General features: G+C 41.7%; 26 protein-coding genes and 1 pseudogene. 12 read left to right on the top strand and 15 right to left on the bottom strand.

What is annotated here, in order from left to right:
- Positions 1-19 precede the first annotated feature (19 nt).
- Positions 20-328, top strand: a complete 309-nt coding sequence (locus HCJ54_RS14465; RefSeq protein ID WP_036066843.1) for a metal-sulfur cluster assembly factor — start codon at positions 20-22, stop codon at positions 326-328.
- A gap of 68 nt (positions 329-396) precedes the next feature.
- On the opposite strand, the gene HCJ54_RS14460 is transcribed toward HCJ54_RS14465, so the two are convergent.
- Positions 397-747 carry a PTS sugar transporter subunit IIA gene (locus HCJ54_RS14460; RefSeq protein WP_036066844.1) on the bottom strand — a complete coding sequence of 117 codons (351 nt, stop codon included), beginning with the start codon at positions 745-747 and terminating at the stop codon, positions 397-399.
- Positions 748-897: 150 nt separating this feature from the next.
- Between HCJ54_RS14460 and HCJ54_RS14455 the strand changes: the two genes are divergently transcribed.
- Entirely contained in the window at positions 898-1,095 is a 198-nt protein-coding gene (locus tag HCJ54_RS14455; RefSeq protein ID WP_036066845.1) for a hypothetical protein, read from the top strand.
- Positions 1,096-1,720: 625 nt separating this feature from the next.
- The gene (locus HCJ54_RS14450) at positions 1,721-2,242 is read left to right on the top strand and encodes a type 1 glutamine amidotransferase domain-containing protein (RefSeq protein WP_185526841.1); all 522 of its coding nucleotides are present in this window, start codon (positions 1,721-1,723) and stop codon (positions 2,240-2,242) included.
- 72 nt (positions 2,243-2,314) lie between these two features.
- Here HCJ54_RS14450 and HCJ54_RS14445 read toward each other — a convergent pair whose 3' ends face one another.
- The 3 genes from HCJ54_RS14445 to HCJ54_RS14435 form a co-directional block, all read right to left on the bottom strand.
- On the bottom strand, positions 2,315-2,578 hold the full coding sequence (locus HCJ54_RS14445; protein WP_185410022.1) for a hypothetical protein: 264 nt from the start codon (positions 2,576-2,578) through the stop codon (positions 2,315-2,317).
- Positions 2,579-2,711: 133 nt separating this feature from the next.
- On the bottom strand, positions 2,712-3,131 hold the full coding sequence (locus tag HCJ54_RS14440) for a DUF805 domain-containing protein (protein ID WP_185410023.1): 420 nt from the start codon (positions 3,129-3,131) through the stop codon (positions 2,712-2,714).
- A gap of 172 nt (positions 3,132-3,303) precedes the next feature.
- Positions 3,304-4,593 carry an NCS2 family permease gene (locus HCJ54_RS14435; protein ID WP_185410024.1) on the bottom strand — a complete coding sequence of 430 codons (1,290 nt, stop codon included), beginning with the start codon at positions 4,591-4,593 and terminating at the stop codon, positions 3,304-3,306.
- A 194-nt stretch (positions 4,594-4,787) separates the two neighbouring features.
- On the opposite strand from HCJ54_RS14435, the gene HCJ54_RS14430 reads away from it, so the two are divergent.
- Both HCJ54_RS14430 and HCJ54_RS14425 read left to right on the top strand, forming a co-directional pair.
- Positions 4,788-5,435, top strand: a complete 648-nt coding sequence (locus HCJ54_RS14430; protein ID WP_187138143.1) for an HAD family hydrolase — start codon at positions 4,788-4,790, stop codon at positions 5,433-5,435.
- Positions 5,436-5,478: 43 nt separating this feature from the next.
- Positions 5,479-5,769, top strand: coding sequence for a hypothetical protein (locus HCJ54_RS14425; RefSeq protein ID WP_051998588.1), 291 nt, complete (start codon positions 5,479-5,481; stop codon positions 5,767-5,769).
- Between the two features lie 290 nt (positions 5,770-6,059).
- Here HCJ54_RS14425 and HCJ54_RS14420 read toward each other — a convergent pair whose 3' ends face one another.
- From HCJ54_RS14420 to HCJ54_RS14405, 4 genes are all read right to left on the bottom strand, one after another.
- Positions 6,060-7,208 (bottom strand): pyridoxal phosphate-dependent aminotransferase, encoded by a 1,149-nt coding sequence (locus HCJ54_RS14420; protein ID WP_187138142.1) that lies wholly within the window; start codon positions 7,206-7,208, stop codon positions 6,060-6,062.
- A 66-nt stretch (positions 7,209-7,274) separates the two neighbouring features.
- Complete coding sequence (locus tag HCJ54_RS14415; protein ID WP_187138141.1) at positions 7,275-7,997, bottom strand: ATP-binding cassette domain-containing protein; 723 nt, start codon at positions 7,995-7,997, stop codon at positions 7,275-7,277.
- Entirely contained in the window at positions 7,990-9,456 is a 1,467-nt protein-coding gene (locus HCJ54_RS14410; protein ID WP_187138140.1) for an ABC transporter substrate-binding protein/permease, read from the bottom strand. Before HCJ54_RS14410 ends, HCJ54_RS14415 begins: the two co-directional genes overlap by 8 nt.
- Before the next feature lie 266 nt (positions 9,457-9,722).
- Positions 9,723-10,691: a hypothetical protein gene (locus HCJ54_RS14405; protein WP_187138139.1), complete on the bottom strand. Its 969-nt coding sequence runs from the start codon at positions 10,689-10,691 to the stop codon at positions 9,723-9,725.
- Positions 10,692-10,903: 212 nt separating this feature from the next.
- On the opposite strand from HCJ54_RS14405, the gene HCJ54_RS14400 reads away from it, so the two are divergent.
- The 4 genes and pseudogenes from HCJ54_RS14400 (at position 10,904) to HCJ54_RS14380 (ending at position 15,640) form a co-directional block, all read left to right on the top strand.
- Positions 10,904-11,338: a hypothetical protein gene (locus HCJ54_RS14400; protein WP_187138138.1), complete on the top strand. Its 435-nt coding sequence runs from the start codon at positions 10,904-10,906 to the stop codon at positions 11,336-11,338.
- 28 nt (positions 11,339-11,366) lie between these two features.
- Positions 11,367-12,446: a helix-turn-helix domain-containing protein gene (locus HCJ54_RS14395; RefSeq protein WP_185410032.1), complete on the top strand. Its 1,080-nt coding sequence runs from the start codon at positions 11,367-11,369 to the stop codon at positions 12,444-12,446.
- A 112-nt stretch (positions 12,447-12,558) separates the two neighbouring features.
- Positions 12,559-13,922: pseudogene (locus tag HCJ54_RS14390) on the top strand (MFS transporter).
- Positions 13,919-15,640, top strand: coding sequence for a glycoside hydrolase family 3 protein (locus HCJ54_RS14380; RefSeq protein WP_187138136.1), 1,722 nt, complete (start codon positions 13,919-13,921; stop codon positions 15,638-15,640). The pseudogene HCJ54_RS14390 and the gene HCJ54_RS14380 overlap by 4 nt, the downstream one beginning before the upstream one ends.
- 51 nt (positions 15,641-15,691) lie before the next feature.
- Here the strand turns inward: HCJ54_RS14380 and HCJ54_RS15390 are convergent, their stop codons facing one another.
- From HCJ54_RS15390 to HCJ54_RS14365, 4 genes are all read right to left on the bottom strand, one after another.
- Positions 15,692-15,814, bottom strand: coding sequence for a DUF6366 family protein (locus HCJ54_RS15390; protein WP_222713039.1), 123 nt, complete (start codon positions 15,812-15,814; stop codon positions 15,692-15,694).
- A gap of 119 nt (positions 15,815-15,933) precedes the next feature.
- Complete coding sequence (locus HCJ54_RS14375) at positions 15,934-16,452, bottom strand: hypothetical protein (RefSeq protein WP_185410035.1); 519 nt, start codon at positions 16,450-16,452, stop codon at positions 15,934-15,936.
- A gap of 111 nt (positions 16,453-16,563) precedes the next feature.
- Positions 16,564-17,565, bottom strand: a complete 1,002-nt coding sequence (locus HCJ54_RS14370; RefSeq protein ID WP_036066869.1) for an inorganic phosphate transporter — start codon at positions 17,563-17,565, stop codon at positions 16,564-16,566.
- 12 nt (positions 17,566-17,577) lie between these two features.
- Positions 17,578-18,198, bottom strand: coding sequence for a DUF47 domain-containing protein (locus HCJ54_RS14365; RefSeq protein WP_036066870.1), 621 nt, complete (start codon positions 18,196-18,198; stop codon positions 17,578-17,580).
- 459 nt (positions 18,199-18,657) lie between these two features.
- Here HCJ54_RS14365 and HCJ54_RS14360 point away from each other — a divergent pair, with 459 nt between their 5' ends.
- Genes HCJ54_RS14360 through HCJ54_RS14350 form a run of 3 tightly spaced genes read left to right on the top strand, consistent with a single transcriptional unit; the run spans position 18,658 to position 20,617 of the window.
- Positions 18,658-19,527, top strand: coding sequence for an aldo/keto reductase (locus tag HCJ54_RS14360; protein ID WP_187138135.1), 870 nt, complete (start codon positions 18,658-18,660; stop codon positions 19,525-19,527).
- Between the two features lie 23 nt (positions 19,528-19,550).
- Positions 19,551-20,210 carry a DNA alkylation repair protein gene (locus tag HCJ54_RS14355; protein WP_187138134.1) on the top strand — a complete coding sequence of 220 codons (660 nt, stop codon included), beginning with the start codon at positions 19,551-19,553 and terminating at the stop codon, positions 20,208-20,210.
- A gap of 17 nt (positions 20,211-20,227) precedes the next feature.
- Positions 20,228-20,617: a VOC family protein gene (locus tag HCJ54_RS14350; RefSeq protein WP_187138133.1), complete on the top strand. Its 390-nt coding sequence runs from the start codon at positions 20,228-20,230 to the stop codon at positions 20,615-20,617.
- 42 nt (positions 20,618-20,659) lie between these two features.
- Here HCJ54_RS14350 and HCJ54_RS14345 read toward each other — a convergent pair whose 3' ends face one another.
- The 3 genes from HCJ54_RS14345 to HCJ54_RS14335 all read right to left on the bottom strand — a co-directional run bounded on the left by HCJ54_RS14345 (position 20,660) and on the right by HCJ54_RS14335 (position 23,668).
- The gene (locus tag HCJ54_RS14345; protein ID WP_036066877.1) at positions 20,660-21,985 is read right to left on the bottom strand and encodes a hemolysin family protein; all 1,326 of its coding nucleotides are present in this window, start codon (positions 21,983-21,985) and stop codon (positions 20,660-20,662) included.
- 275 nt (positions 21,986-22,260) lie between these two features.
- Positions 22,261-23,157: a cation diffusion facilitator family transporter gene (locus tag HCJ54_RS14340; RefSeq protein ID WP_036066879.1), complete on the bottom strand. Its 897-nt coding sequence runs from the start codon at positions 23,155-23,157 to the stop codon at positions 22,261-22,263.
- A 91-nt stretch (positions 23,158-23,248) separates the two neighbouring features.
- Positions 23,249-23,668, bottom strand: coding sequence for a low molecular weight phosphatase family protein (locus HCJ54_RS14335; RefSeq protein ID WP_036066881.1), 420 nt, complete (start codon positions 23,666-23,668; stop codon positions 23,249-23,251).
- Positions 23,669-23,888 lie beyond the last annotated feature (220 nt).

The raw sequence follows: 23,888 nt of genomic DNA, 5'->3' as shown, positions 1-23,888 counted from the left end.
AAAAGGAGGCTACTACTTCATGGATGCAGAACTAAAAGATAATTTGATGGGTGCGTTAGAGCAAGTCATTGATCCAGAGCTAGGCATTGATATTGTCAATATTGGTCTAGTTTACGATGTAGATTTGGATGAGGACGGGCTTTGTACGGTAACAATGACATTAACAACGATGGGATGCCCACTTGCTGGGGTTTTGACTGATCAAGTACGCGTGGCAATGTCGGATATTCCCGAAGTGAAAGATACGAAAGTGGACTTGGTGTGGACGCCGGCTTGGACGAAAGACCGGATGTCACGTTATGCTAAAATCGCACTCGGTATACGATAAAAAAAGATGCACAGATACGTTAGCGAAATACCGAGCAGGTTATTGCGCTATCACATCTGTGTATCTTTTTACGTTTCTTCTTCTAATTTTTTAATGCGGGCCTCAAGTTCACTTTGTTTTACGTATTGTTTTACGATTTGTTTTGCTAAATTGAGTTCTGCTTGAGCGGTCATCAGATGATCTTGACCATGTACTAGCAAAAAGGATGGTGTTATCTCTTGTTCTGAATTCCTTCTAGAGACCAACTTTGTTTGCCACGCGTGACCTTCTAAAAACTGGACTTCGGCTTTTTGTAAATGAGATGTTGCTTCTTCAAATTTATAGTTTTCAGCGGCCGTGATGGCAGCGTAAGCTTCTTTACGTGTGTTTCCACCATGAAGAATTAATTTTACAACGGCTTCTTCTGTATGAATATCCATTATTCCACCTCATTCTAACGCTTTTATCTTATTGTAGCAAAGCGTGCTAGGAATTGCTATCATTAGGTTTATCAGGCTATGGTACGATGACTTCGGTTTGTTGATACGTTATAATGATAGCAATAATAGCACGGGAAAGAGGGATTAATCATGGAAGAGCGGTTATATGATCTTGAGGACAAAGTACAGGATTTAGAGTTAGAAGTATTGGAGTTACGCAGGCAAGTGAATGAACTAGAACAGGCCAAAACGATGAAGTCACATAATGGTAGTTGGTCATGGGCCATCTGGGCGTTAATTCCGATCGTAGCAATTATTTGTAATATGATTATAAAATTAGTAGACTAATAAGCGTAACCCGATTCCCCAATGAGGCTTTGGGGAATATTTTTTTGAAACGTTCGCATCTGTTCGCATCGAGGAAGCAGGGATTTGTACCTCAATTTAGGTGAAATTCCATGTTTTAGCTAGAAAAGTCCTTTATTGGGCTACTGGGGGAGGATTTTACATATAAAACTCTATAAACTTCGGTTATTTTAGTCACAAAAATTACACAATTTGTTCCCTTGCTTTTTTTGCTGAAGAAAAGTAGAATGTATATATACCTTGCAGATGGTGTAAGTTCTTATTTTGACAAAAGTATACAAGTGTTGTTTATTTTTGTGGGGATAAGACCCTATCATGGTTATAATGGAATTCGGTGTATCCATCTTCCAAATGGTAAGCATTTATGTTTATCATATGATTTCGCACCGACAACCATTATTTGTTTTCATTCATCTCATTTGCCATGTAGTTTTCGTTTGTGCCTCATCCCGTTAAGCATAAACATTCGAACATGATGGCGTGCCTAGTCTATTGACTAGGCTTTTTTTTGTAGGACGGTATTTTGTTTTAAATAAGCAGATTACTTCAAGCTTGCTAATTCTATTGTTATACTTGGAAGTAGCAATGATCGAAGGAGGACGACGAGATGGTATTGAAAGGTAAGAAAGTTATCGCTTTAATCAGTGAGGATTTTGAGGATTTGGAATTGTGGTATCCTGTTTTGCGAGTTCGCGAGGCTGGTGCCGAGGTTCACTTAGTTGGAGAAAAGGCGGATACGGTATATCATGGGAAATATGGTGTTCCTGCAACGAGTGATTTTAGTTTTGAGGATATTAAAGTAGAAGATTACGACGGTATTTTGGTTCCGGGTGGCTGGTCACCAGATAAATTGCGCCGCTTTGATAAGGTGTTGGACTTCGTTCGTTATTTCGATAAAGAGAAGAAGCCGATTGGGCAGATCTGCCATGCTGGTTGGGTACTTATTTCGGCGGGGATCTTAGATGGTGTGAATGTGACGAGTACGCCTGGAATTAAGGATGATATGACGAATGCTGGCGCGATTTGGCATGATGAGGCTGTTGTGACGGATGGCCATATTATCTCGAGCCGCCGCCCACCAGATCTTCCAGAATATGTACCTGCTTTTATCGAAGCTTTTAAGAAATAATATTCGGACACAAAACAAAAACACGTATTTCCTAATATTGTTTAGGAGTACGTGTTTTGTTTTACCTGGTTTTTACGTGAAGTAATAGCTTATGATAAAGCCAATGAAGGATGGAATCGCGGTAACGACGAGTAGGATGCTCCATCGCATTTGAATTTTTCGGTTTGGATTTTGTGACCTGCCAATGGAGACGAGTGCGGAGCAGATAATTGATGCAAATATTAAGACCATCAATACGAAGGAGAATAGCGATGACATGCTGTATCCGGTCGTTAATAAGCTGAAAATGATAACTAACGCGGCAATTCCAATGCCACTAAAAAATGCTTTCCACAAATGGCTCACTCTTTTCTATTCAAATCTCTCTTTCCTTTATAGCAGATATGTAAGGCGAATGTCTAATAAAATGGCTATATATATAAATTTTTCAAACAAAAAGGACGAAAATTGATTCGCGTCCTCTTGTGTATTAAAAATCGAAATCGTCTGCTATGGATAGTTCGCTAGGTAGGCACATGAAAATGATTATAATAATACTGCCTACAAATGGAATCAAGCCGAGTAAAATGAACCAACCACTTTTATTGGAATCATGCAAACGGCGAATGCTCAAAGCTAGCATTGGAATAAATGTTGCTAATTCATAAAGAAATAGTAGTATCAAGATAAACAATGTGGAACCAGATGTCATGAGGAACACTAAGTCCCCCGAGGCGTTGGTTGCAGACGTTGCCACTGTAAATACGATGAAAACTAGCATTAATACGTAAAAGATGCTAATAATAATAGCATTCCATAAAATCGCATACCAATAAGCCGAGCGTGTAGAACGTCCAGTGAAATTCACATAGTTTTTCCAAAATGATTTATATGCTTCTAAAAATCCCATGATAAGCCCTCCCTTCTAAGGTGTTATGTACTAGTATAGCATGATTTCGAGGTTTTGAGTTTGTCGGAATGGTGAATAAACGAGGGCTCAATGTGAGTATTTTTGCATCGAATTGGGGAAACAGGTGAACTAGCAAAGCGATACTCCCAAGATAGGAATATCGCTTTTGTTGTTAATGGGGTAGGAATGCGACTAAGATAAAGAATAGAATCGCGATGACGATAAGGAACCAGTTGAGTTCGCGCCATTTACCTGTGAAGATTTTTAGGATTGGGTAGGAGATGAAGCCGAATGCAAGACCGATTGCGATGCTTGATGTTAGTGGCATCGCAAGGATGACTAGGAATGCAGGGAAGGCTTCGTCAAGTGTGTCCCAGTCGATTTCTTTAACGGCGCCAATCATCATGCTACCAACGATAATAAGGGCTGGTGCGGTGATTGCTGAAATACCTGAAACGGCACCGACGAGTGGGGCGAAGAAGGCGGAGACAATAAATAGTCCTGCTACGGTTAATGTTGTTAAACCGGTACGTCCGCCTGTTGCAACACCTGCGGATGACTCGATATACGCACTTGTTGGTGTTGTACCGAACATGGAGCCGACACTGGTTGCGACTGCATCTGCGAGTAGGGCATGTTTTGCATTTGGTAAGCTTTCGCCTTTCATCAGACCGGCTTTTTTAGCGACGCCGATCATCGTTCCTGTTGTATCGAAAATCGTGATTAGCAAGAAGGATAGAACGACACCGTACAGGCTGTATGAGATCACATCACCGAATGCGTGAATTGGGTTGGTGATAACAAGATCAGGCATCGACGGCATTTTGACAAAGCCATTGAATTTTAATTCGCCTGTGAAAAAAGCGATGATTCCGGTGGCGATCATCCCGATGAAGAGCGCCCCCTTGACATTTAGCGCCAAGAAAATAAGTGTAATTAGGAGTCCAGCGATGGCAAGCAATGCTTCTGGTGAGTGAAGATCACCAAGTCCCACAAGATTGGAGTCGCTTTTCACGATGATTCCCGTCATGCGGAAGCCTAGGAAGGCGATGAAAAGCCCAATCCCCGCTGTGATACCTGCTTTTAGTGTATGCGGGATTGCCGTGATTAATTTTTCACGAAAGGGTGTTAATGATAGTAGTAAGAAAATGATACCCGCTACGAAAACCGCTGTGAATGCTGTGGTGTAGTCTAATTTTTGCGTAGTGACAACGGTGACGAAATAGGCATTCATCCCGAGTCCAGGCGCAATCGCGATGGGGTAATTGGCGAATAGTGCCATCCATAGTGTCCCGATGACCGCCGAAATAATCGTTGCCATGAAGACTGTGTTAAAAGGAACGCCTGCTGCTGAAAGGATAGCCGGGTTTACGACAATGATATAGACCATTGTTAAAAATGTTGTAAAGCCTGAAATGACCTCCGTTTTGACATCTGTTCCATGAGCCTTTAGTTGAAACATAAAATTCCACTCCCTTTTATAATTAAAAAGATGATTTCTCGTCTTATTACGAACGTTTTAAAATCACATCTACAATAATATTCGTTTTTCGAATGAAATGCAAGCTTATTTTGGGGAATTTAATTCTTTTTAAGGATGAAACGGTTTCATATGGTATAATGAAGGTGTTGAAATATGAGAGTTGGAGGAAAATCATGAAAGCATTTGTTTTTGATTTTGATGGCACGATGATTGATACGGAAGCGGTTTGGTTTGACGAAACACAGAAATATCTGCAAGAGAACTATGGTATGGAGTTGCCGATGAATGTTTATGAGCAGGTGGTTGGGAGCACGGATGAGCCGTTACTTCTATATATGGCGGAACAAACGAATGGCAAATTTGACGCTGCGGCTTTTCAAAAATACATAGATCTACAAGTGCATAATGGCCGTGATAAATTGGAAATGCGTGAGGGTTTCATGCGATTGTTTCATTATGCCAAGGATAATGGCTACAAAATTGGCTTGGCGACAAGTTCAGCGCGGGCTTGGGTAGATCCTATTTTAGAGAAGTTTGGTATCTTAGAGGACTTTGACACGATTCAGACGGCGGATGATGTGGAGGTTATCAAACCTGACCCGGCGCTTTATCGTCAAGCAATAGAGGCACTTGGTGTGAAACCGGAGGAAGCTGTTGCTGTAGAAGATTCTCGGAATGGTTCTTTGTCAGCAGTAGGTGCAGGACTTCACGTGATTGTTGTGAAAAATGAAGTCACGAAGGGCATTGTGTTCCCGGAAGGTACGAGTGTTTATGATTCATTTGAAGATGTGGATTTGGATGCGTTTTTAGTGGGTAAATAAAGAAGGAAATGATGAGGAGTGATTGAAAATGATTGAAAATACGATAAAAGAAGTAGAGTTATTCGAGCAAATGACACATGGTGAGCCGGTCTTATTTGTGACGGCCATTGGGTATATTATTGGGATTACCGATATTCCGGATGAGATTCCGCATAGTGTGGTTGCCCTGAAAGATGTGTATATTAACTGTGTTTCGGCATCAAGGGTGAATCGTTTTTCGAAGGGATTGACGGTTTCGGTGGATCAGATTATCGCGTTTAATGTGTTGACGGAGGAAGAAATGCACCGAATGATTACGAATTGGCAAGTATCCATGGCTCCTACTATCGGTTAATGGCTCTTCAGCGAAGCGACAAACGCTTATCTCCGTTGTTAAAAGTTCTGTTCCGGGGCTCTTGTACACTACGTTTCGCATAACTTCTTACATGGTCGGGGATACGACTTCCTCCCTGTTTTCAGTCAATGTACAAATCGTAGGCTTCGGTACTCGCTTTTGCCTAGGAACTAAGGCCCTCTCGCTCCGCTGAGGTTTGGTGGCACGGGCATGAACAATGGAAGTATAATTTGGTGTAAAGGTGAGACCATGGCTTTGTGCCATGGTCTTATTTCTATTTCTATTTCTGTTTAGAATTCTAGTTTTGCTAAGCGATCAAAAGCTTCTTTTAATACTTCTAAGTTTTGTGTCGCGGCTAGGCGGACGTAATTGTCTCCGGTGTCGCCAAACGCTAGGCCTGGAATGAGTAGCACTTGGGTTTCTTTTAAGACGTATTCGCAGAACGGGACGGAGGTCATGCCGGAGCCGCTGATGTTGATGAAGGCGTAAATCGTGCCTTTGATGGGATGAATGGATAGGTACGGTATCTCTGCAACGCGTTTTCCGACGTACTCTAGCCGTTCTTGGAAGGTTTTTGTGACGGCGGGTATAAACTTCTCGGCATGGTTCATTGCGTGTATGGCGGCTCTCTGGGATGGTGATGGGGCGGAGAACGTGATGCCTTCGTTGATTGCTTTTACGGCTTGGATAATATATTCACCTGCAACCATGTAGCCAATCCGCCAGCCGGTCATCGCAAAGTTTTTCGAGAGGCTGCCGAGCGTGATGGTATGGTCTGGTGCGTATCTTGCCATCGGGGTGAACTTCTCGTAAAAACTAAAGCCGTCGTAGACTTCATCGGATAGGATGTAGAAATTGTGTTCTTTGGCGAGTGCGGCGATTTCTTCAAAGATTTCTTTGGAGAACACCGCGCCTGTTGGGTTGTTCGGTGAATTTAGAATCAGCGCCTTCGTTTTGTCGGTGATCGCGGCTTTTAAAATATCTAGATTGATTGCAAAATCGTCTTTTTCGTAGGTTGGAATGAAGACGGGGATGCCTCCAGCTGCCATTACTTGATCTTTGTAAGGCGTGAAGTAGGGCTCGTGGATGATGACTTCGTCGCCCGCATCCATGATGGCTTGGAGTGCTAAGTACATACCGTGGCAGGCACCGACTGTTGCGCGAATTTCGCTCGTTGGAAACTGCAAATCATACGTGCGGTCGTAAAATCCTGAAATCGCTTGGAGTAGTTCGATGTCACCGGATGCTTCGGTATATTTGGTTTGGCCGTTTTTGACGTCTTGGAAGGATGCCTCGATAATTTCTTGGTCGGTAATCAGGTCGGGATCGCCAATCGAAAAGTCAATCAGATTGGGCGTTGTTTTCGCGATGGTTGTGATTTGAGATAGGATATTGACGGGTGCTTGTTGATATTTTTTCGCTAAATGAGATGCATTCATTTTAAAAAACCTCCATATGTAGATAAAAGTGGAATGCGACCGAATTGGCATTCCACTTTTTGTTTATTATAACACTTTTCCGAGGAAACTTTGTGTTCTTTCATTTTGCGGGTTATCGAAGAGTTGTTCTGGCGTACCTTCTTCTTGGATATAACCGCCGTCCATGAAGATGACACGATCGGCTACTTCTTTAGCAAAGCCCATTTCGTGTGTTACAACGACCATCGTCATGCCTTCTTTGGCTAAGCTCTTCATCACCTGAAGAACCTCGCCGACCATTTCTGGATCGAGCGCGGACGTTGGTTCATCAAAGAGCATTACGTCAGGGTTCATTGCTAAGGCACGTGCGATGGCAACCCGTTGTTTTTGTCCGCCGGATAGCGATGATGGATAGCTGTTTGCTTTGTCAGCGAGGCCTACTTTATCAAGCAGAGACAAGGCGTGTTTTTTTGCAGTCTCGGCGGATTCGCCTTTTACTTTTAGCGGTGCCAGAGTCAAATTTTCAAGCACGGTTTTATGTGGAAACAGGTTGAAGCTTTGGAAAACCATGCCCATTCGTTGACGCAATTCGTTGATGTTAACGTTTTTATCTGTGAGGTTCGTGCCCTCGAATTCGATAAGGCCGCCAGTTGGTTGTTCGAGTAGGTTTAAACAACGCAAGAAAGTGCTTTTTCCTGATCCTGAGGGGCCGATGACAACGACCACCTCACCTTGCGCTACTTCTATATCAAGTCCTTTTAAAACTTCTAATTTATCGAAATGCTTTTGTAGTTTGGTTACTTTAATCACTTGTTCTCATTCTCCTTTCAGCAACGCCTAGAAGTCTGGACAGACCGAACGTTAGGATGAAGTAAATCACAGCTGCGACTGCGTATGGAAGGAATGCATTTAGACTCGCTCCTGCAACGACTCCGGACATAAACATCAATTCCCCGATACCGATAATCGATACCATGGAAGATTCTTTAATAACAGTAATAAATTCATTGCCAAGCGCTGGTAAGATGTTCTTAACCGCTTGTGGCAAAATGATATAACGCATACTCGCACTCTTCGTCATGCCAAGGCTACGCGCAGCTTCTTCTTGTCCTTTATCAACGGCCATGATTCCAGCACGAATGATTTCAGCAACATAGGCGGCACTGTTGAGCGATAGGGCGATACAACCGGCAACAATCGCTGGTAAATTAAGTCCAGCAAATACAGCGGTTGTTCCGAAATACACTAGGAAAATTTGAACAAGTAGCGGAGTTCCACGTAAGAATTCTATATAACAATTTGCAGGCCAACGAAGCCATCTTGTTTTAGATAATTTCATAAGAGCAACTAAGGCACCAATAATAGCACCAAAAAATACACCAATAGCAGCAATGCCAATTGTATATAGCGCACCCTTCAAGTAATAAGAACCATATTGTGTGAAGAAATTACCTTCTTTAAACATAGCTTTGCTTGCTTCCTCTTGGTATTGTTTTAATAGACCTTTATCTTTAATTTCTTTTAAAGAAGTGTTGATGCTTTTTTGGAGTGATGTCGTTCCTTTATTCATCGCAATAGCCGTCTGTTTTGTGCCATTAACAAAGTTGACATCAGAAATCATTAAATCATCATATTGTGTGATATATGCATCGGCCACAGGTCCTTCTAGTACAACAGCATCTAATTTTTTTTGTTGTAGCTCAAGCATAAGTGTGGTTACCTTGGATAAAGATTTTACTTTTGCTCCTGTGAGTTCGTCTTGTGCCAAAGCTTCTTGAGTGGATTGCTTTTGGGCACCGACTTTAGCACCGTGAAAATCAGTTGTAGATTGAAACTTACTTTTATCCTCTTTACGTATGACAACTTTTTGTTGAACCGTCATGTATGGATCAGAAAAGTCTACTTCTTTAAGACGCTCTGGGGTTGGAGACATACCAGAAATGATGACATCGATTTTATTTGTTTTAAGAGCAGGTAGTAAGCTATCAAAATCCATTTCACTAATGCTTAAGTCTACACCCATATCATCGGCAATTTTTTGTGCGATACTTATATCAAAGCCAACATATGTGTCCTTACCTTTTATAGTTTTGTGAAATTCATAAGGTGGATAATCTGCGGATAAACCAACAATCAGTTTTCCACGTTGTTGAACATCAGCCAGTGATGTGTCTTTGTCTGCGGCTAAGACGGGGGAAAAGCTAGAAAAAATAATTATCAATATGAAAAAAATGGCGGGTAACTTAAGATAAAACTTCCCTTTAATCATGGGTACACTCCTTTGTAATGTATATCATCCCTGAATTTATGCATTTTTATGAATAAACATTTAAGATGAATATGAATTAGTAACTATAATTGATATCTATAATAATACAACAAGTTGATTAATTATGCAATATATTTTTTATTACTAGAAACATAGAGGGGATTAAATATATCTAGATATATATAAAACACGCCCCTAAAAATAGGTGCGTGCTTTCGAAAAATGGATATTTATTTTATCACCTAGGATAGGAGATAATAGTAAAATTACCAAGAACCTCTTCCTTTATTCACTCCAAGATTATCTAGTAACATTGTAGTTGTCTGGACGTGATAGGACTTATTATTAGCACCGTATATAGTTGCTTGTACCTTAGCCCCTACAAAAGCGTTCCCTGTAAGAACTGGCGGCCAGCCATCAGGTACATCCACGGTTTTATGATTAGATGTGGGATAACTGGCATGAGTGTTATACACCCACCCACTCTTATATCCTGACATTCCCATTTGCTTAAACTCTAACTTTCTGTAACCGACAGATGAGCCTTTAGCTTTAGGTGTTGTCCAGTACTCTACATAGTTCATATCGAGGTGATTAGCTCCGCTTTTTTTTTGATAGTGATAGTAAATTTTTATTGTTAATAGAACATTCCTACCACTATCGTACTTTTGAGAGGATTTGCTGTCTGTCCAACTAGCAACTAGAGTTGGAAAAAGAAGTGCTTTGTGATTTTTACTTAAATTTTCTACTAAATTGGACCCAATTTGTTTGTAAGTACTAGTATTATCAATTTTAATATCATCAATAGTATTAGTTTGTTGAGCATTATCAGGAGCAACAAGTTGTGAGGAAAGATCAGATGAACTATCACCTTCTACAAAGATTGTTGAAGCCATATACGCGGAATAATCTTCATCTGATGTTTTATCAACCAAGAGAATTTCAGTTGCTTTAGAAATTTCTAAATTTTCGGTTTCGTTATTGTTAGCTTGTATGACAGACTCCGTATCAACTAAATCTAAAGGTATTTCTTCCCCAGCAATTTGGACCATATCAATGTTTTCTGTATCTTGCTTTTGAGCTAATTCATATAGTTCTTTTTGATTTGAAATCTGATCATTTTCGAATACTACTACAGGCAAGTCTTCGGTAGCATTCGCCATCATAGGAAATGATGGACTAATTAAAGAAATAATAAGAGTTGCACTAATTATCTTAATAAATTTTTGTTTCATAAAAAAATCTCCCTTTTTTCTATTTTATATATAACTAAACAAATACTTAATTTGGCTATATACTCCTCTAAATTTATCATAAAAGCGCTTTCTTTGTCAATGGAATATTATTGTTAAGGTATTGTAATTTATTTGGTATGGAGACCTCGAACATGTTATATTGAAGGCAAGATTATTATATCGTAGATTAAAAATAAAGAAAAGGTGTGGTTATGATGGAAAAAGAATATGAACTTGTTATGCAAGAAGTAGAGTTTCCGAATGATTCTAGAGGGATATTTGATGGAACGATTTTATGCATGGAGTTTTTTGTTGCGAAGGATAAGGCGGCTTATGATGCAGAGTCGGATGAGCCGATGTTGCAAAGACAGGAGCGGCGCCTTGTAAATGAGTTGGTTCAGCGGGAATTAAAGCTATTTGCTACAAGAATGGAAGAGGAGCGGGATGTGCGGCCGTTACGCCAGTTGGATGCCCTTTTTTTGGTGTTGGAAGTGGAGATTGGGAAGTTATTTACGCCGGAGCATGAGATTGAGTTTGCTAATTTGGGAATAGAAGGCTTTATTCAGGTGTATAATGATTCGGATACGCAGGCGCGTCATGCGGATGCGATACTGGCTAAGATGTTGGGAAGCATGGGTGAGGAATAAGTAGAAGGATTGTGTGAGGAGGGAGAATATGCCGCTTCGTGATTTATTTTCTGATGAGTTGGATGCGCGACCTCATACGCTTGGTGTGGAGGATTTGAAAAAGATGCAGATGCCGACGACGATGCATTTGACGCAAGGTGGGGAGTTGTCTTTTGATGATGAGCTTTATTTGACGCGTTGGTCGGTGGAAAACGGGATATTTGACTCTAAAATGAGTTTTCTTGAGAAGTTGGAGGAGTCGTTTCACGCAGATTTAGCGGATTTTGAAGGATATGGTGGGATCGTGTACGAGGAGGGGGCGCTTGCCAAGACGGAGTTTATCACGCCAATGCATAAGAATCGGCATATTGAATTATGCTTTGTCGTTGAGGGAACGTTTAGGTTACGAGTGCAGAAGGAAGATGTGACGCTATATCCTGGTGAGGTTTTGATGCTGGATTGTAATACGCTTCATGCCGATTATATTCAAAACAAGGATTGCAAGGTTATTTTTCTGGGGATTTCGCAGCGGATGCTGGATGAGACGGTGATTAGTAATGTGAATGAGATCAGCATGGTGAAATTTTTGAAAATGGCGTTGGTTGAGGAGAAGACGAGAAGTGAGTATATCAAATTCACGCCACGCACGAATAAGCGGAAAATGGAGAACGTGCTTTTGCGGATGTTTGAGGAAATTTCGGCGAAGGATTTTGGTTATATTCTGATTATGAAGGGGCTACTTTCGCGACTTCTCAATACGTTGACGATGGAGTGCGATTATCATTTTATCAAATCAGAGCAAAAAGGATACCGTCAGTTGCTCTATCATGAGATTGAAAAATACATCGAGGTGAATTATCGGGATATTAAATTGCAAGATCTCGTTGGAAAGTTTAATTATTCTGCGGATTATTTCAGTAAACTGATCCGAGAAATAACGGGCATGACGTATTCGCAGTTTCTGCAGTTTATTCGTCTTAATAAGGCGGCGGAACTTCTTACTGCAACGACTTTGCCTATTAACAAAATCGCTAGTGAAGTGGGCTATAATAATTTGCAGTTTTTTTATCAGTTGTTTCATGCGAAATATGAGATGACACCGAATGCGTATCGTAAAAAACATCGATAGGAATTTGATAGTCCTTTCGCTTTTATCGCCGCATAATGACATTGTTCTTTTTTTCGGACACGCGTAACATAGTGTTTGAAAGCGGTTTCTAAAAAGCGAGGGGGTTTTTGCTATGTACGTGGGGGAATTGATGAAGCGTCGCAAGTTGTCGATGAAAGAGAAGCTATCGTATGGTATGGGAGACTTTGCATCCAATCTAGTGTATCAAGGGATATCGATCTTTATTTTGTTTTATTGGACGGATTACGCGGGAATTAGTGCGGCTGTGGCTGGGACGATTCTACTGATTTCGCGCATTTTTGACGGTGTGATTGATGTCGTGTTCGGTAATTTGGTGGATAAGACGAAATCCAAATATGGAAAGGCTCGGCCGTATTTATTATGGTTAGCGCTTCCATTTGCTTTTTCGGCGATGATTACGTTTTGGACGCCGGGAACGAACGGAATCGCGGATATTATTTTTGCATTTGTGTCGTATAATGTGACGATGGTGATTTATACGGCGATTAATATTCCGTATGGCGTTTTGTCGGTGAAGATGACGGATGATCAGGTGGAACGCGGTTCGTTGGGCGTATTTCGGGGAATTGGGGCGTTGATTGGCTCAATGTTAGTGGCGATTATTGCGCCGATGTTGATTGAGGTTGTCGGCTATACGTGGACATTTTTGATCATTGGTTTGGTCGCAGCGGCAAGTCTTTTAGTGACTTTTAAAGGAACCGAAGAGCATGTGGGTTTGACGCAAGAGGACAAGGTGACGCCTTTTAAAGAGGGATTCGTTGCGCTACTGAAAAATAAGCCGTGGCTGATTATGTTGCTTGTAGGGATTCTAGTGTTTACGTTCTCTGGCTTGAAGATGACGTCCAATATTTATATGGCAAAATACTATTTTGGTGATGAGAGCTTGGTCGGTATTTTAAATGTCATGATGATGCCAGGAATGCTGATTGGTATGGGTGTTGCGACGCTTTTATTTAGACGATTCGGCAAAATTAAGACGACGGTATTTGGGAATTTGATTATGTTTGTGGCAACGGTAGCGTTTTATTTTATTTTATTTTCCAATCCCCAGATGACTTGGTGCTGTTTTATGGATTTTTAGTCCTGAACGGGGCTTTTTTAGGCATCGGGACAGCTGGATTTTTTGCAATGATTGCGGATACGATCGAGTATGGGGAATGGAAAACGAAGAAGCGGATAGAGGGCTTGACCTACTCAGCGGCGAGCGTTGGTACGAAAATTGGTGGTGGCGTTGGTGCGGCGCTCGTGGGTTGGTTGCTAGCACTGGTGCATTATAATGGGACGTTAGCAACACAGCCAGAAGCGGTATCATCGATGATTGTGTGGATCAATTTGTGGATTCCAGGGATGATTTGTTTGATTGTGGCGATTGTGCTTTCCTTTAATAAGGTGGATAAGCTGTATCCGCAAATCATGCGGGATTTGGATGCTAGGAAAGGAGTGAAGGAAGTATGACGGTGGATTTGACGAAAAAACCATTTTACTTAGACGCGGCGCAGTTGAAATGGGTGGCGAATACGATAACGACGATGAGTTTGGAAGAGAAGATTCGACAGTTGTTTGTGATTGCGGCAGGAGACGCGAAGGATAAGACGTTACAAGAAGTTGCAGAATTTGAAGCGGGTGGCGTCATGTTGCGTCCATTGAAGGAAGCTGACGTCAGAAAAGTGAACACCTACTTGATGACGCATTCGAAAATTCCACCATTTTTAGCGGCTAATTTGGAGACGGGCTCGAATGGCTTGATAGAAGAGAATACGAATATCGGGCATGAGATGTTGATTGCGGCGACGGGAAACGTGGATAACGCTTATGAATTCGGGAAGTTTTGTATGGGTGAGGCGGCGCTGGCTGGTGCGAGCATGTCTTTTGCACCGATTATTGATATTAACTATAATTGGGAAAATCCGATTACGAATATCCGCTCGTTTGGTGACAATCCGGAGTTGGTTTCGGCGATGGGCCAGGCGTATGTGAGGGGGGTACAAGAAGCGGGAGGCGCGGTAACAATTAAGCATTTTCCTGGAGATGGTGTGGACGGACGCGACCATCATGTTGTTAAAAGTGTGAACAGTTTGCCGTTTCCTGAATGGATGCGGACTTTTGGAAAAGTGCACCGGGATAACATTGATAATGGTGCGACGGGCGTGATGGTGGGCCATATTTCGTTGCCGGATTATTTTCAAGAAGATAAGGAAGTGGGGCTTCGGGACGTGCCTGCGAGTTTAAATCCAGCTTTGATTCAAGATTTATTGCGCGGAGGCTTGGACTTTAATGGCTTAGTGATGACAGATGCGTCTTTGATGGTCGGTTTTGGATCGCAAGGAAAGCGGCGAGATTTGTTGCCAAGGGCGATCGCGGCGGGAAATGATATGTTCTTGTTTACGAAGAATTTAGAGGAGGATTACCAGTTTATGATGGCTGGTTTCCGCGAGGGGATTATTACGGAGGAACGTTTGGATGACGCGATGCAGCGGATTTTAGGGCTCAAGGCGCGGTTACATTTGGATGCTCGGCTGGAGCGGGAAACAACGCTTGATTCAGCGATAACCTCGAAACAATTGGCGAAAAAAGTCGCGGATGAAGGTGTCACGCTGGTCAAGGATACGCAGCAACTCTTGCCGATTCATTCAAGTGAACAGCAGAAAATTGGAATTATCTCACTGGGCAACGAACTCGATGTTTTCGATATTTTAGAGCAGGGCGCGTCGGGAATTATGAAACTTGCATTGAAATTTCAGAAGCGGAAGAAAAAATCCCATGAGGCGTTTGGAGAAATTTTGACAGGGCGGGGATATCAGGTGAGTTTTATCGATCATTCGCAGATTAAGGTCATGATGGAGTCGGTGAAGGAAAGTATTGCGGAGTTCACGAGTAAGTATGATCTGATTATTTATTTTGTAAAGAAGGATACGATGTCGAATCAGACGAATTTGCGCGTGGAGTTCAAGTCGCTAGCCGGATTTGACGCACCATGGTTTATTCACGAAATCCCGACAATGCTAATCTCAGTGGCGAACCCGTATCACGAGTATGATTTTGCAGATGTGATGACAATTATTAATGGCTACAGCCCAACAGACGAAGTGCTCCAAGCCATCGTTGACAAAATGGAGGGGAAAACCCCGTTTCGAGGTGTGTCACCAGTTTCGATGGATTTCTACACCAATTAAAAAAAGATGTTGCTATTAATCGCTTGATTTAATAGCAGCATCTTTTTTGGACTAGAGACAAGCCAGTACAACGATGGTAACTATTAAAATAAGAAGTACAATACCGGCGCCTTTCCAACCCATTCCTCTAGAAAGTTCAGATAGGCTTCCTTGCGGTGTTTTATTGGAACGCATATGGCCACAGCCCCTCGTAATGGAATATTCGATAATAATCAATAGTATACGCGATTTGATCAAAAAGGCAATAAAAAACTGCTCCCTCTTGTTTGAAGGAACAGAGATGGGCTTAAATTCTAGAACTCCTCTTTTATTAATTTGATAATAAAAAAGGACAACAAAAAGAAGGCGGGCGGAAGTGGGCTGTCTTCTCGGTATTCAATTAAAACAGCGCTACCAGACATGGATTTATCGATGGAAATGTGGCTGATATCGGTATGGTTTATTAAAATTTTGACGATGCTTTTTGTTTCTGTTTGAATGATATCAATACGGTGATCTTTTTGGTTGGCTCGAATATGCAGATGGTGATCGCTACTTGGGATTTCTTTGAAGGAAATATCAAAACTTGGGTCGAGGTTGTGGTAGACGACGGAAGAACCGTCTTCTCCAAGCCAACCAATTTCGATGGTCAGTGTCGCCAATTCTTTTTGAGTGGTGTCGTTAGAATAGCTATATAGTGGATGGTTATTTTGAAATGAAATACGTGATGAGATTTTTTCAATATTTCCGATGATTTCTTCTTTTTCATTTTTTACTTCGATTGGATTATTTTTTCGGATGACTAAAGGTTTTTGAAAGTGAAAGCTTGGCATAAAATCGTCTCCTAACTTAACCTATTTGTTGTATATATACCTTTTCCCTTTATTTAGTAGGGGAAACATAAAAAAACTCGCTTCTATATTTTAGAAACGAGTTTTGAAGTATTATACTAAAAAGAAACGTAGGACATAGTAGACAGCTGCAGCAAGTGCGGCTGAGATTGGTAATGTGATGATCCAAGTGATGATCATGCGCTGTGCTGTATCCCATTTAACACCTTTCACACGGTGAGCTGTTCCAACACCAAGAATAGAGGAGCTGATAACGTGTGTTGTGCTGACTGGTAGATGAATGAATGTTGCACCAAAAATGATGAATACGGAACTTAGATCTGCCGCAACGCCACTTACTGGTTTGATTTTCATGATCTTACCACCAACTGTTTTGATGATTTTCCAACCACCGATCGATGTACCAACGGCCATTGCGATCGCACAGGATACTTGTACCCAAAGTTGAACGTCGTCGGTATGTTGAAAACCGTTTGCGATCAAAGCGAGTGTGATGATACCCATTGATTTTTGAGCGTCATTGGTACCGTGTGTGTAGGATTGGAGTGCCGCAGTTCCGACTTGAATGTAGCGGAAACGACGATTTGTTGATGTTAGGTTTAAATTCTTTAAGAACATCTTGAATAGGCTATAGATTAGGAAACCAACTCCAAATGCTAGGAATGGAGACACGATAAGACCGATGATGATGGTCAAGAAGCCTTTATATTCGAGTGCACCGAATCCTGCCGCCGCAATAGCACCACCAGCAATAGACCCGATCAAAGCATGGGAGGAACTACTCGGGATACCGAAGTACCAGGTGAGTAAGTTCCAGGTAATTGCGGATATAAGCGCTGCGAGAATAACAAGATCGCCATGTGGTAAGGAGAATGGATCGACAATGTCTTTTGTAATTGTCTTGGCAACCCCTGTGAAGGAAATGGCACCGACAAAGTTCATCACTGCCGCGAGAATAATCGCATGCTTTGGTTTTAATGCTTTCGTTGAGACACTGGTTGCAATCGCGTTGGCCGTGTCATGAAATCCGTTGATAAGGTCAAACGCTAGTGCTGCAATAACAATGACAATCGTTATAAATAACATACCTTCCATTTAGCCGGCCCCTTACGCGTTTTTCATAACAATTGATTCAAGCGTATTGGCTACACTTTGACAACTGTCTGCGATTTCTTCAAAATTCTCATACACTTCTTTCATCCGAATTAAGCGGATTGGGTTTTCTTCATTTTGGAAAAGTTGAATCAAGGACTCGCGGTATACTTCGTCGCAAATCGATTCGTAATTCTTTATTTTAATAGCTAATGTGCGTACATCTTTTAATTTTTTGTCGAATACGAGGTCTACTGCTTTTTCAATTTCCACAGTACTTGCTTCGATCGCATCGATGAATTTTTGCATATAATCGTCAAATCGTTTGATATGACAGATCTCGAATGTGAAGGCAATCTGTTCAAAGCCGTCCATTACGTCGTCTAATCGGTTTGTTAGCTCTAACATGTCTTCGCGCTCGATTGGCGTGATGAAGGCATCGTTTAGTTCTAAAATCATTTTGTGGACAAGTGAATCACCATGTGTTTCATATTCTTTCATCTTCTCCGAAAAAGTATGTAGATCTTCCCCAGTTTCAATGTCGTAAGAAGCGAAATAATTGGCGCCCTCACGTAGGTTTACTGCCATGTCATGTAATAATGATGCAAAACGGTCCTTTTTGTTTTTAAAAGCCATTTTTTAATTCCCCCGATCTTTTTTGTGTGATTTTTCCCAGTATAATAGGACTCACCTTTCATTGATGTCAGTGAGCGGATGTTTACAAAAAATATACATAAAAAAATCATTACAAGGATAGAAATTTACTACATATTCATACTAACATAGGATGACGCCAATAGGTATCTTTTTTTTGTGCTAAAATAGGTAAAAACTACTTGAAATCGGTTACATTTGCTATTTGACGGCTTTCGTGACGAAGGGCTCTTTTATATATTTTTTTAGTTAGGGGAAGGTAACTTTTATGAAGGTTTTAATTTGGAGGACTAGATTGTGTTTTTGTTCACGATTTTGTTTTTATGGCGGTTGCTTTTTGGTAGATAAGCGGGGTGGATTTCTGTATACTGGTTTTAAGTATTTAATGAAAGAAAAGCGTTGCGATATTATATAAACTACGAAAAGCAGGAGGTTTTATCGATGGTCAATTCCTTTCAAGCACGTTATCGTTTAAATAATGGTGCCATGATTCCTTATCTTGGTATGGGCGTCTTTCAAGTAACCGATCAGCAGCATGTCACTGGGGCAATTGAGAAAGCGCTTGAATTTGGTTATCGCTCGTTTGATACAGGTGCAGTTTATAATAACGAGAAGCTAGTTGGGGAGGCAATCGGACACAGTGATATCGCTCGGGATGATCTTTTTATTAGTTCGAAAATTTGGAACGGGGATCAAGGATACGATAAGGTATTGACCGCGTTTGAGCACACGCTGGAGAATTTGGGCGTGGACTTTTTAGATATGTATTTAATTCATTGGCCGCTTACGGAAATGTACACGGAGACCTGGCGGGCAATGGAGCGTTTATATGAAGAAAAAATGGTGCGTGCAATTGGTGTAGCGAACTTTAAGGAGCACCATTTGGCGAATTTGTTTGTGAAAGCGAATGTGAAGCCGGCAATTGACCAAGTGGAGACACATCCGCTATTGCCGCAGAATGAGTTGCGCGCTTATTTGGCGGAGCAGGGTATTGCTCACGGAGCTTGGTCGCCGCTCGCGAAGGGTGCACTATTCCAGAATCCTGTGATTGGAGAAATTGCGAGGAAGCACGGGGTGCATGTGGATCAAGTAATTTTACGGTGGCATATGGAGCGGAATACGATTACGATGTCTCGTTCTATCAGCGCGAAACGGACACTTGAAAATACGCAGTTATTTGATTTTAAATTGGACTCGGAGGACATGAAGCGAATTGGTCAATTGGAAACTGGTAAGCGTGTTGGTCCCGATCCGGATGATGTAGATTTCATGATAGCGAGCATGGAAAAAGAGCGTGCCATGTTTTCGTAGTAAGAGCAAAAAAGGAGAGAATCATGGATAGTTATACAGAAAAATTGATAGCATTTTTGAGGAGCCGAGCCTTGCCGGAGGAAAAAATTGCGATGGAGCAGTATATGCGAAATCAATTTGTTTTTTTAGGATTACGAAGTCCGTTGCGACGCGCAGTTTATCGGGAATTTGTTGCTGAGCAGGGCAAGCCGCGGGATTCATTGGCTGTGGCGAAGGTGTTATATGAACAGCCTGAACGTGAGTTTCGATATATCGCGATTGATATTTTGGTGAAGGATGTGAAGAAGCAGTCGCGTGAATCCATTGATTTTTATGAGCAGTTGGTCGTGACGGATTCGTGGTGGGATACAGTTGATTTGCTTGCAGGAACGCTTGTCGGTGGGCATTTTCAGGTGTATCCAGAATTGATCGAGGCGTATAATACCAAATGGATCGATGGCGAAAATATATGGCTGGCACGCACGGCGATCTTGTTTCAGTTGAAGTATAAGGACAAAACGGATGCGGCTTTGTTGTTCGCTAATTGTGAGAAGTGGCTGGAGTCTGAGGAATTCTTTATTCAAAAAGCGATTGGCTGGGCTTTGCGACAGTATGCTAAATTTGAGCCGGATGCGGTTCTTTCTTTTGTGGAGTCGCATGATTTGGCAACGCTAAGTCGCAAGGAGGCACTGAAACATTTTTAAAAAGGAGGAGTAGTGAGATGTTGCATCATGTAGAAATCAATGTTTCGGATTTGAAAAAAGCACGTATTTTTTGGGATGATTTGCTGGAATGGCTTGGTTATTCGCTTTATTCAGAATGGGATATGGGCGTTAGTTGGATGTACGGCGAGACGTATTTAGTATTTGTCCAGACGCAGGCACGTTTTGTGGATGCCGGCTATCATCGGGGACATACAGGCCTTAGTCACCTGGCATTTCATGTCGCGACGCGTGCCGACGTTGATACATGGACGGAGCGATTTAAGGCACAGGGCATCCCGATTTTGTATGAGGATCGCCATCCTTTCGCTGGAGGGCCGAATTATTATGCGGTTTTTGCAGAAGGTCCAGACCGGATGAAAGTAGAACTTGTTGCCAAATCTAAATAATAAATAACCCCCGAATCCTGTATGGCGGACTCGGGGGTTATTTTACGCTTCTTCGCTTGCTGTTTTCTTTTTCTCTTTTTTGAAAACTTCGATGTAAGAAATATGGTGTGGCTCAGCTTCTTTGACGCGGAAGATATAGCCATTGTTTTCAATTTCATCACCGATTTCAACTTCGTAATTGTGTGTTAAGAACCAGCCGCCAATCGTGTCAACTTCTTCTTCCTCAATATCTGTGCCAAGCATGTTATTCACCTGGTCAATCAAGACTTTAGCGTCGATAATGAAGTGTCCGTCTTTAATTTTGCGGATTTCTGGGATTTCGTCGGCATCGAATTCATCCCGAATATCACCAACAATTTCCTCTACAATATCTTCGACTGTAACAAGGCCAGAAGTACCGCCGTATTCGTCAAGCAGAATCGCGATATGCGAACGTTCACGCTGCATCCGAATCAGCAATTCCTTAATCGGGATGGTTTCAATAACACGAATAATTGGTTTGACATAAGGATCGATACTAAAAAGTGGATCGGAACCGTTCTCTACATATGCGGAAAGGATTTCTTTTAAGTTCAGTACGCCAATAATATGGTCTTTATCGCCTTCGATAACTGGATAACGAGTGTAGCGTTCATATTTCATGATATCCGAAAGGTCAGCAATCGTACCGCCAGTGGCTACTGTAACGATTTCTGTACGCGGAATCATGACTTCTTTTGCCATTCGTTCATCAAAATCGAAAATCTTATTCACATAACTAAACTCGGATTGGTTAATTTCACCGCTCTTATAACTTTCGCCGACGATAATTCGCAGCTCTTCTTCTGTATGGGCAATTTCATGATCGGTCGCTGTTTCTAAGCCAAACATTTTGGCAATGACAACCGCAGATTCATTTAAAAGCCAGATGAATGGGAACATCACTTTGTAAAAAATGTGCAGTGGACGCGCTACGGATAGGGCCACGGCTTCTGTCTTGTCGATCGCGAGTGTTTTTGGAACAAGTTCACCAACAACTACGTGTAAAAACGTAATCAAGATAAAGGCGATGGCGAAAGAGAGTACAGATGTGATCGAGCTCGGCAATTCAAACAGTACAAAGAGTGGATGAAGAGCGGCTTCGACGGTCGATTCCCCCAACCAACCTAGTCCAAGTGAGCTGATCGTGATACCCAATTGACAGGCGGAAAGATACGCGTTCATGTGACTATAAATATGCTTTGCCAAATGGGCACGTTTATTTCCTTCTGATATCAGCTGGTCTAAACGGCTTGGACGCATTTTTACGATCGCAAACTCGGTTGCAACGAAAAAGGCAGAAATGGCGATAAGTAAAGCAATAATTAAAAATTTAGTGGTTAATATCAATGATTGGCCATCTCTGATAAAGCACCAGAAATGGCGAACACCTCCTATGGTTTCTAAAGTTTATGTTGCGTTTGTGTCTGTTCCAGAGGATATTCACTCGGTAAGGAAACACAAGGACAGCAACGGTTTACATCTATTATTTAGTTCCATATCGTTTCTTAGTTTGTCTGCCCCACTGTGTTTTTTCCCTCCCAACGACTGCAAAAAATATACTTAATCTAAATTATAAGTCAAACGTGTCAATAAAACAAGATTCAAAATTGGCCCATCGTGATTTATTGGTCTGAATTTACTTTGTCATCGGAATCGAAATAGGGTTCGATGTGGACAAGTGTATAAGCATTTGGATAGGCGGCGCGGATGGCTGTTTCAATCTTTTCTGTAATCGCATGGCTCTGGGCAACGTTTAAGTCAGCCTTAACGGTAATCGTAGCATCAATCCAAATTCGATTGCCATTCATCCGAGCCTTGATATCCCTGATTTCATGGACTTGTGGGACATCGGCAATGATGGTATGAATCGCTTCAATTTTTCTAATATCAAAACCGTCTGTGAGCGTGTGCGCCGCGTCATAGAAAATTTTCCAAGCGGTGTAAATAATGAGAAGGCCGACGAGGAATGCGGTGACATTATCGAGCCAAGTAATTCCGATGATTGCCCCACTAATTCCGATAAAAGTACCAAAACTTACATAAGCGTCCGACCGATTATCGTAGGCAGCAGCTTTGACGGCTAGACTATCAACTTTCTTGGCGAGATTGTTGTTGATTAAGTAAACGATGTACATCACGATGCCGGAAAAAAGTGCGACAATCGCGGTCAACGTGGATGGTGTTGCGAATTCTTGATGCAAAAAAGCGAGGAAGGATCGCCAAATAACTTCAATCCCGACAAGGAACATGATAAAAGAAGCTAGCAGAGAACTGATGGTTTCGGTGCGACGATGACCGTAAAGATGATCTTCATCAGGCGGAATTCGCGAAATTTTAAGGCCGATAAGTAGTGCTACAGATGCGATGATATCCGTTGTATTATTTAAACCATCGGCTTGCAAGGCGTCGGAGTTGCCCAATGAGCCAATCACGATTTTCAGAGTGGCCAATAAAATATAGACAATAATGCTGAGCCAAGCTCCGCGTTCGCCTCGTTTTAAATCTTCATAGTTATCCATGTTGCCTCACCCCACTAATTTTTGTAACTAATAAAAATCTCGCTAACAATGCGTATAGTATATACGGACTGCTAGTGAGACGTAAAGATTTTTATAAGAATACTTTTTCCAATCCTTTGACAGAGGTGGCGATGTTATCACAGACTTCTTGATAATACGCCCACTTGTCTGGTTCATCTGTGGTTTGTTCAGGATCTTTAATATCCCAGTAAACAATTTTTTCCTCCAATTCAGCGGGGAACCCAGGAGCGAGTTCGGACGCAGAATCGTAGATGGTAACGATTAAATCAGCCTCTTTTAATAATTTTTGATTCGGAGTGACAGGCATTGACGCTGGTGGTTCCATCGCGTATTCATGAAGTGCATCGGCGACAAATGGTGATGTTTTTGTAGCACACCAAGCACCGCTAACAAAGTGGGCGTCATTGATGGCCAGTTTTTGAGCCCAAGCCTCGGCCATCGAACTGCGAATGTGCCTTGGGGACAAAAAATAAATGAGTGTTTTCTTCATACTCCAGATCCTTTCTTGCTTTGTTAGACTGAAAAAATGCACAGTGCTCGCGTTATTTTATCTGTCTAAATGAAAGCATGTAATAACGCCGTTCTTAATGAGATGGCGGTGATGCAATATATGGTTTTTCTCGTTTGGCCTTTCCCGTTAACAGTAAGTAAATACCCCATCTCCATAGAGAAAAACCTCATTTTGAAAATAAAATTAAAAAAGTGTAAAT

This window comes from Listeria grandensis (genome assembly GCF_014322885.1).
Classification (GTDB): Bacteria; Bacillota; Bacilli; order Lactobacillales; family Listeriaceae; genus Listeria_A; species Listeria_A grandensis.
Note: the sequence above shows the minus strand (reverse complement) of the source record. Positions and strands in the feature narration are given on the sequence as shown.

What these genes read in the sequence shown, in the direction of transcription:
- HCJ54_RS14465 (WP_036066843.1), top strand. Translation starts at nt 20, where the DNA reads ATGGATGCAGAACTAAAAGATAATTTGATGGGTGCGTTAGAGCAAGTC.
- HCJ54_RS14460 (WP_036066844.1), bottom strand. Translation starts at nt 747, where the DNA reads ATGGATATTCATACAGAAGAAGCCGTTGTAAAATTAATTCTTCATGGT.
- HCJ54_RS14455 (WP_036066845.1), top strand. Translation starts at nt 898, where the DNA reads ATGGAAGAGCGGTTATATGATCTTGAGGACAAAGTACAGGATTTAGAG.
- HCJ54_RS14450 (WP_185526841.1), top strand. Translation starts at nt 1,721, where the DNA reads ATGGTATTGAAAGGTAAGAAAGTTATCGCTTTAATCAGTGAGGATTTT.
- HCJ54_RS14440 (WP_185410023.1), bottom strand. Translation starts at nt 3,131, where the DNA reads ATGGGATTTTTAGAAGCATATAAATCATTTTGGAAAAACTATGTGAAT.
- HCJ54_RS14435 (WP_185410024.1), bottom strand. Translation starts at nt 4,593, where the DNA reads ATGTTTCAACTAAAGGCTCATGGAACAGATGTCAAAACGGAGGTCATT.
- HCJ54_RS14430 (WP_187138143.1), top strand. Translation starts at nt 4,788, where the DNA reads ATGAAAGCATTTGTTTTTGATTTTGATGGCACGATGATTGATACGGAA.
- HCJ54_RS14420 (WP_187138142.1), bottom strand. Translation starts at nt 7,208, where the DNA reads ATGAATGCATCTCATTTAGCGAAAAAATATCAACAAGCACCCGTCAAT.
- HCJ54_RS14410 (WP_187138140.1), bottom strand. Translation starts at nt 9,456, where the DNA reads ATGATTAAAGGGAAGTTTTATCTTAAGTTACCCGCCATTTTTTTCATA.
- HCJ54_RS14405 (WP_187138139.1), bottom strand. Translation starts at nt 10,691, where the DNA reads ATGAAACAAAAATTTATTAAGATAATTAGTGCAACTCTTATTATTTCT.
- HCJ54_RS14400 (WP_187138138.1), top strand. Translation starts at nt 10,904, where the DNA reads ATGATGGAAAAAGAATATGAACTTGTTATGCAAGAAGTAGAGTTTCCG.
- HCJ54_RS14395 (WP_185410032.1), top strand. Translation starts at nt 11,367, where the DNA reads ATGCCGCTTCGTGATTTATTTTCTGATGAGTTGGATGCGCGACCTCAT.
- HCJ54_RS14380 (WP_187138136.1), top strand. Translation starts at nt 13,919, where the DNA reads ATGACGGTGGATTTGACGAAAAAACCATTTTACTTAGACGCGGCGCAG.
- HCJ54_RS15390 (WP_222713039.1), bottom strand. Translation starts at nt 15,814, where the DNA reads ATGCGTTCCAATAAAACACCGCAAGGAAGCCTATCTGAACTTTCTAGA.
- HCJ54_RS14375 (WP_185410035.1), bottom strand. Translation starts at nt 16,452, where the DNA reads ATGCCAAGCTTTCACTTTCAAAAACCTTTAGTCATCCGAAAAAATAAT.
- HCJ54_RS14370 (WP_036066869.1), bottom strand. Translation starts at nt 17,565, where the DNA reads ATGGAAGGTATGTTATTTATAACGATTGTCATTGTTATTGCAGCACTA.
- HCJ54_RS14365 (WP_036066870.1), bottom strand. Translation starts at nt 18,198, where the DNA reads ATGGCTTTTAAAAACAAAAAGGACCGTTTTGCATCATTATTACATGAC.
- HCJ54_RS14360 (WP_187138135.1), top strand. Translation starts at nt 18,658, where the DNA reads ATGGTCAATTCCTTTCAAGCACGTTATCGTTTAAATAATGGTGCCATG.
- HCJ54_RS14355 (WP_187138134.1), top strand. Translation starts at nt 19,551, where the DNA reads ATGGATAGTTATACAGAAAAATTGATAGCATTTTTGAGGAGCCGAGCC.
- HCJ54_RS14350 (WP_187138133.1), top strand. Translation starts at nt 20,228, where the DNA reads ATGTTGCATCATGTAGAAATCAATGTTTCGGATTTGAAAAAAGCACGT.
- HCJ54_RS14340 (WP_036066879.1), bottom strand. Translation starts at nt 23,157, where the DNA reads ATGGATAACTATGAAGATTTAAAACGAGGCGAACGCGGAGCTTGGCTC.
- HCJ54_RS14335 (WP_036066881.1), bottom strand. Translation starts at nt 23,668, where the DNA reads ATGAAGAAAACACTCATTTATTTTTTGTCCCCAAGGCACATTCGCAGT.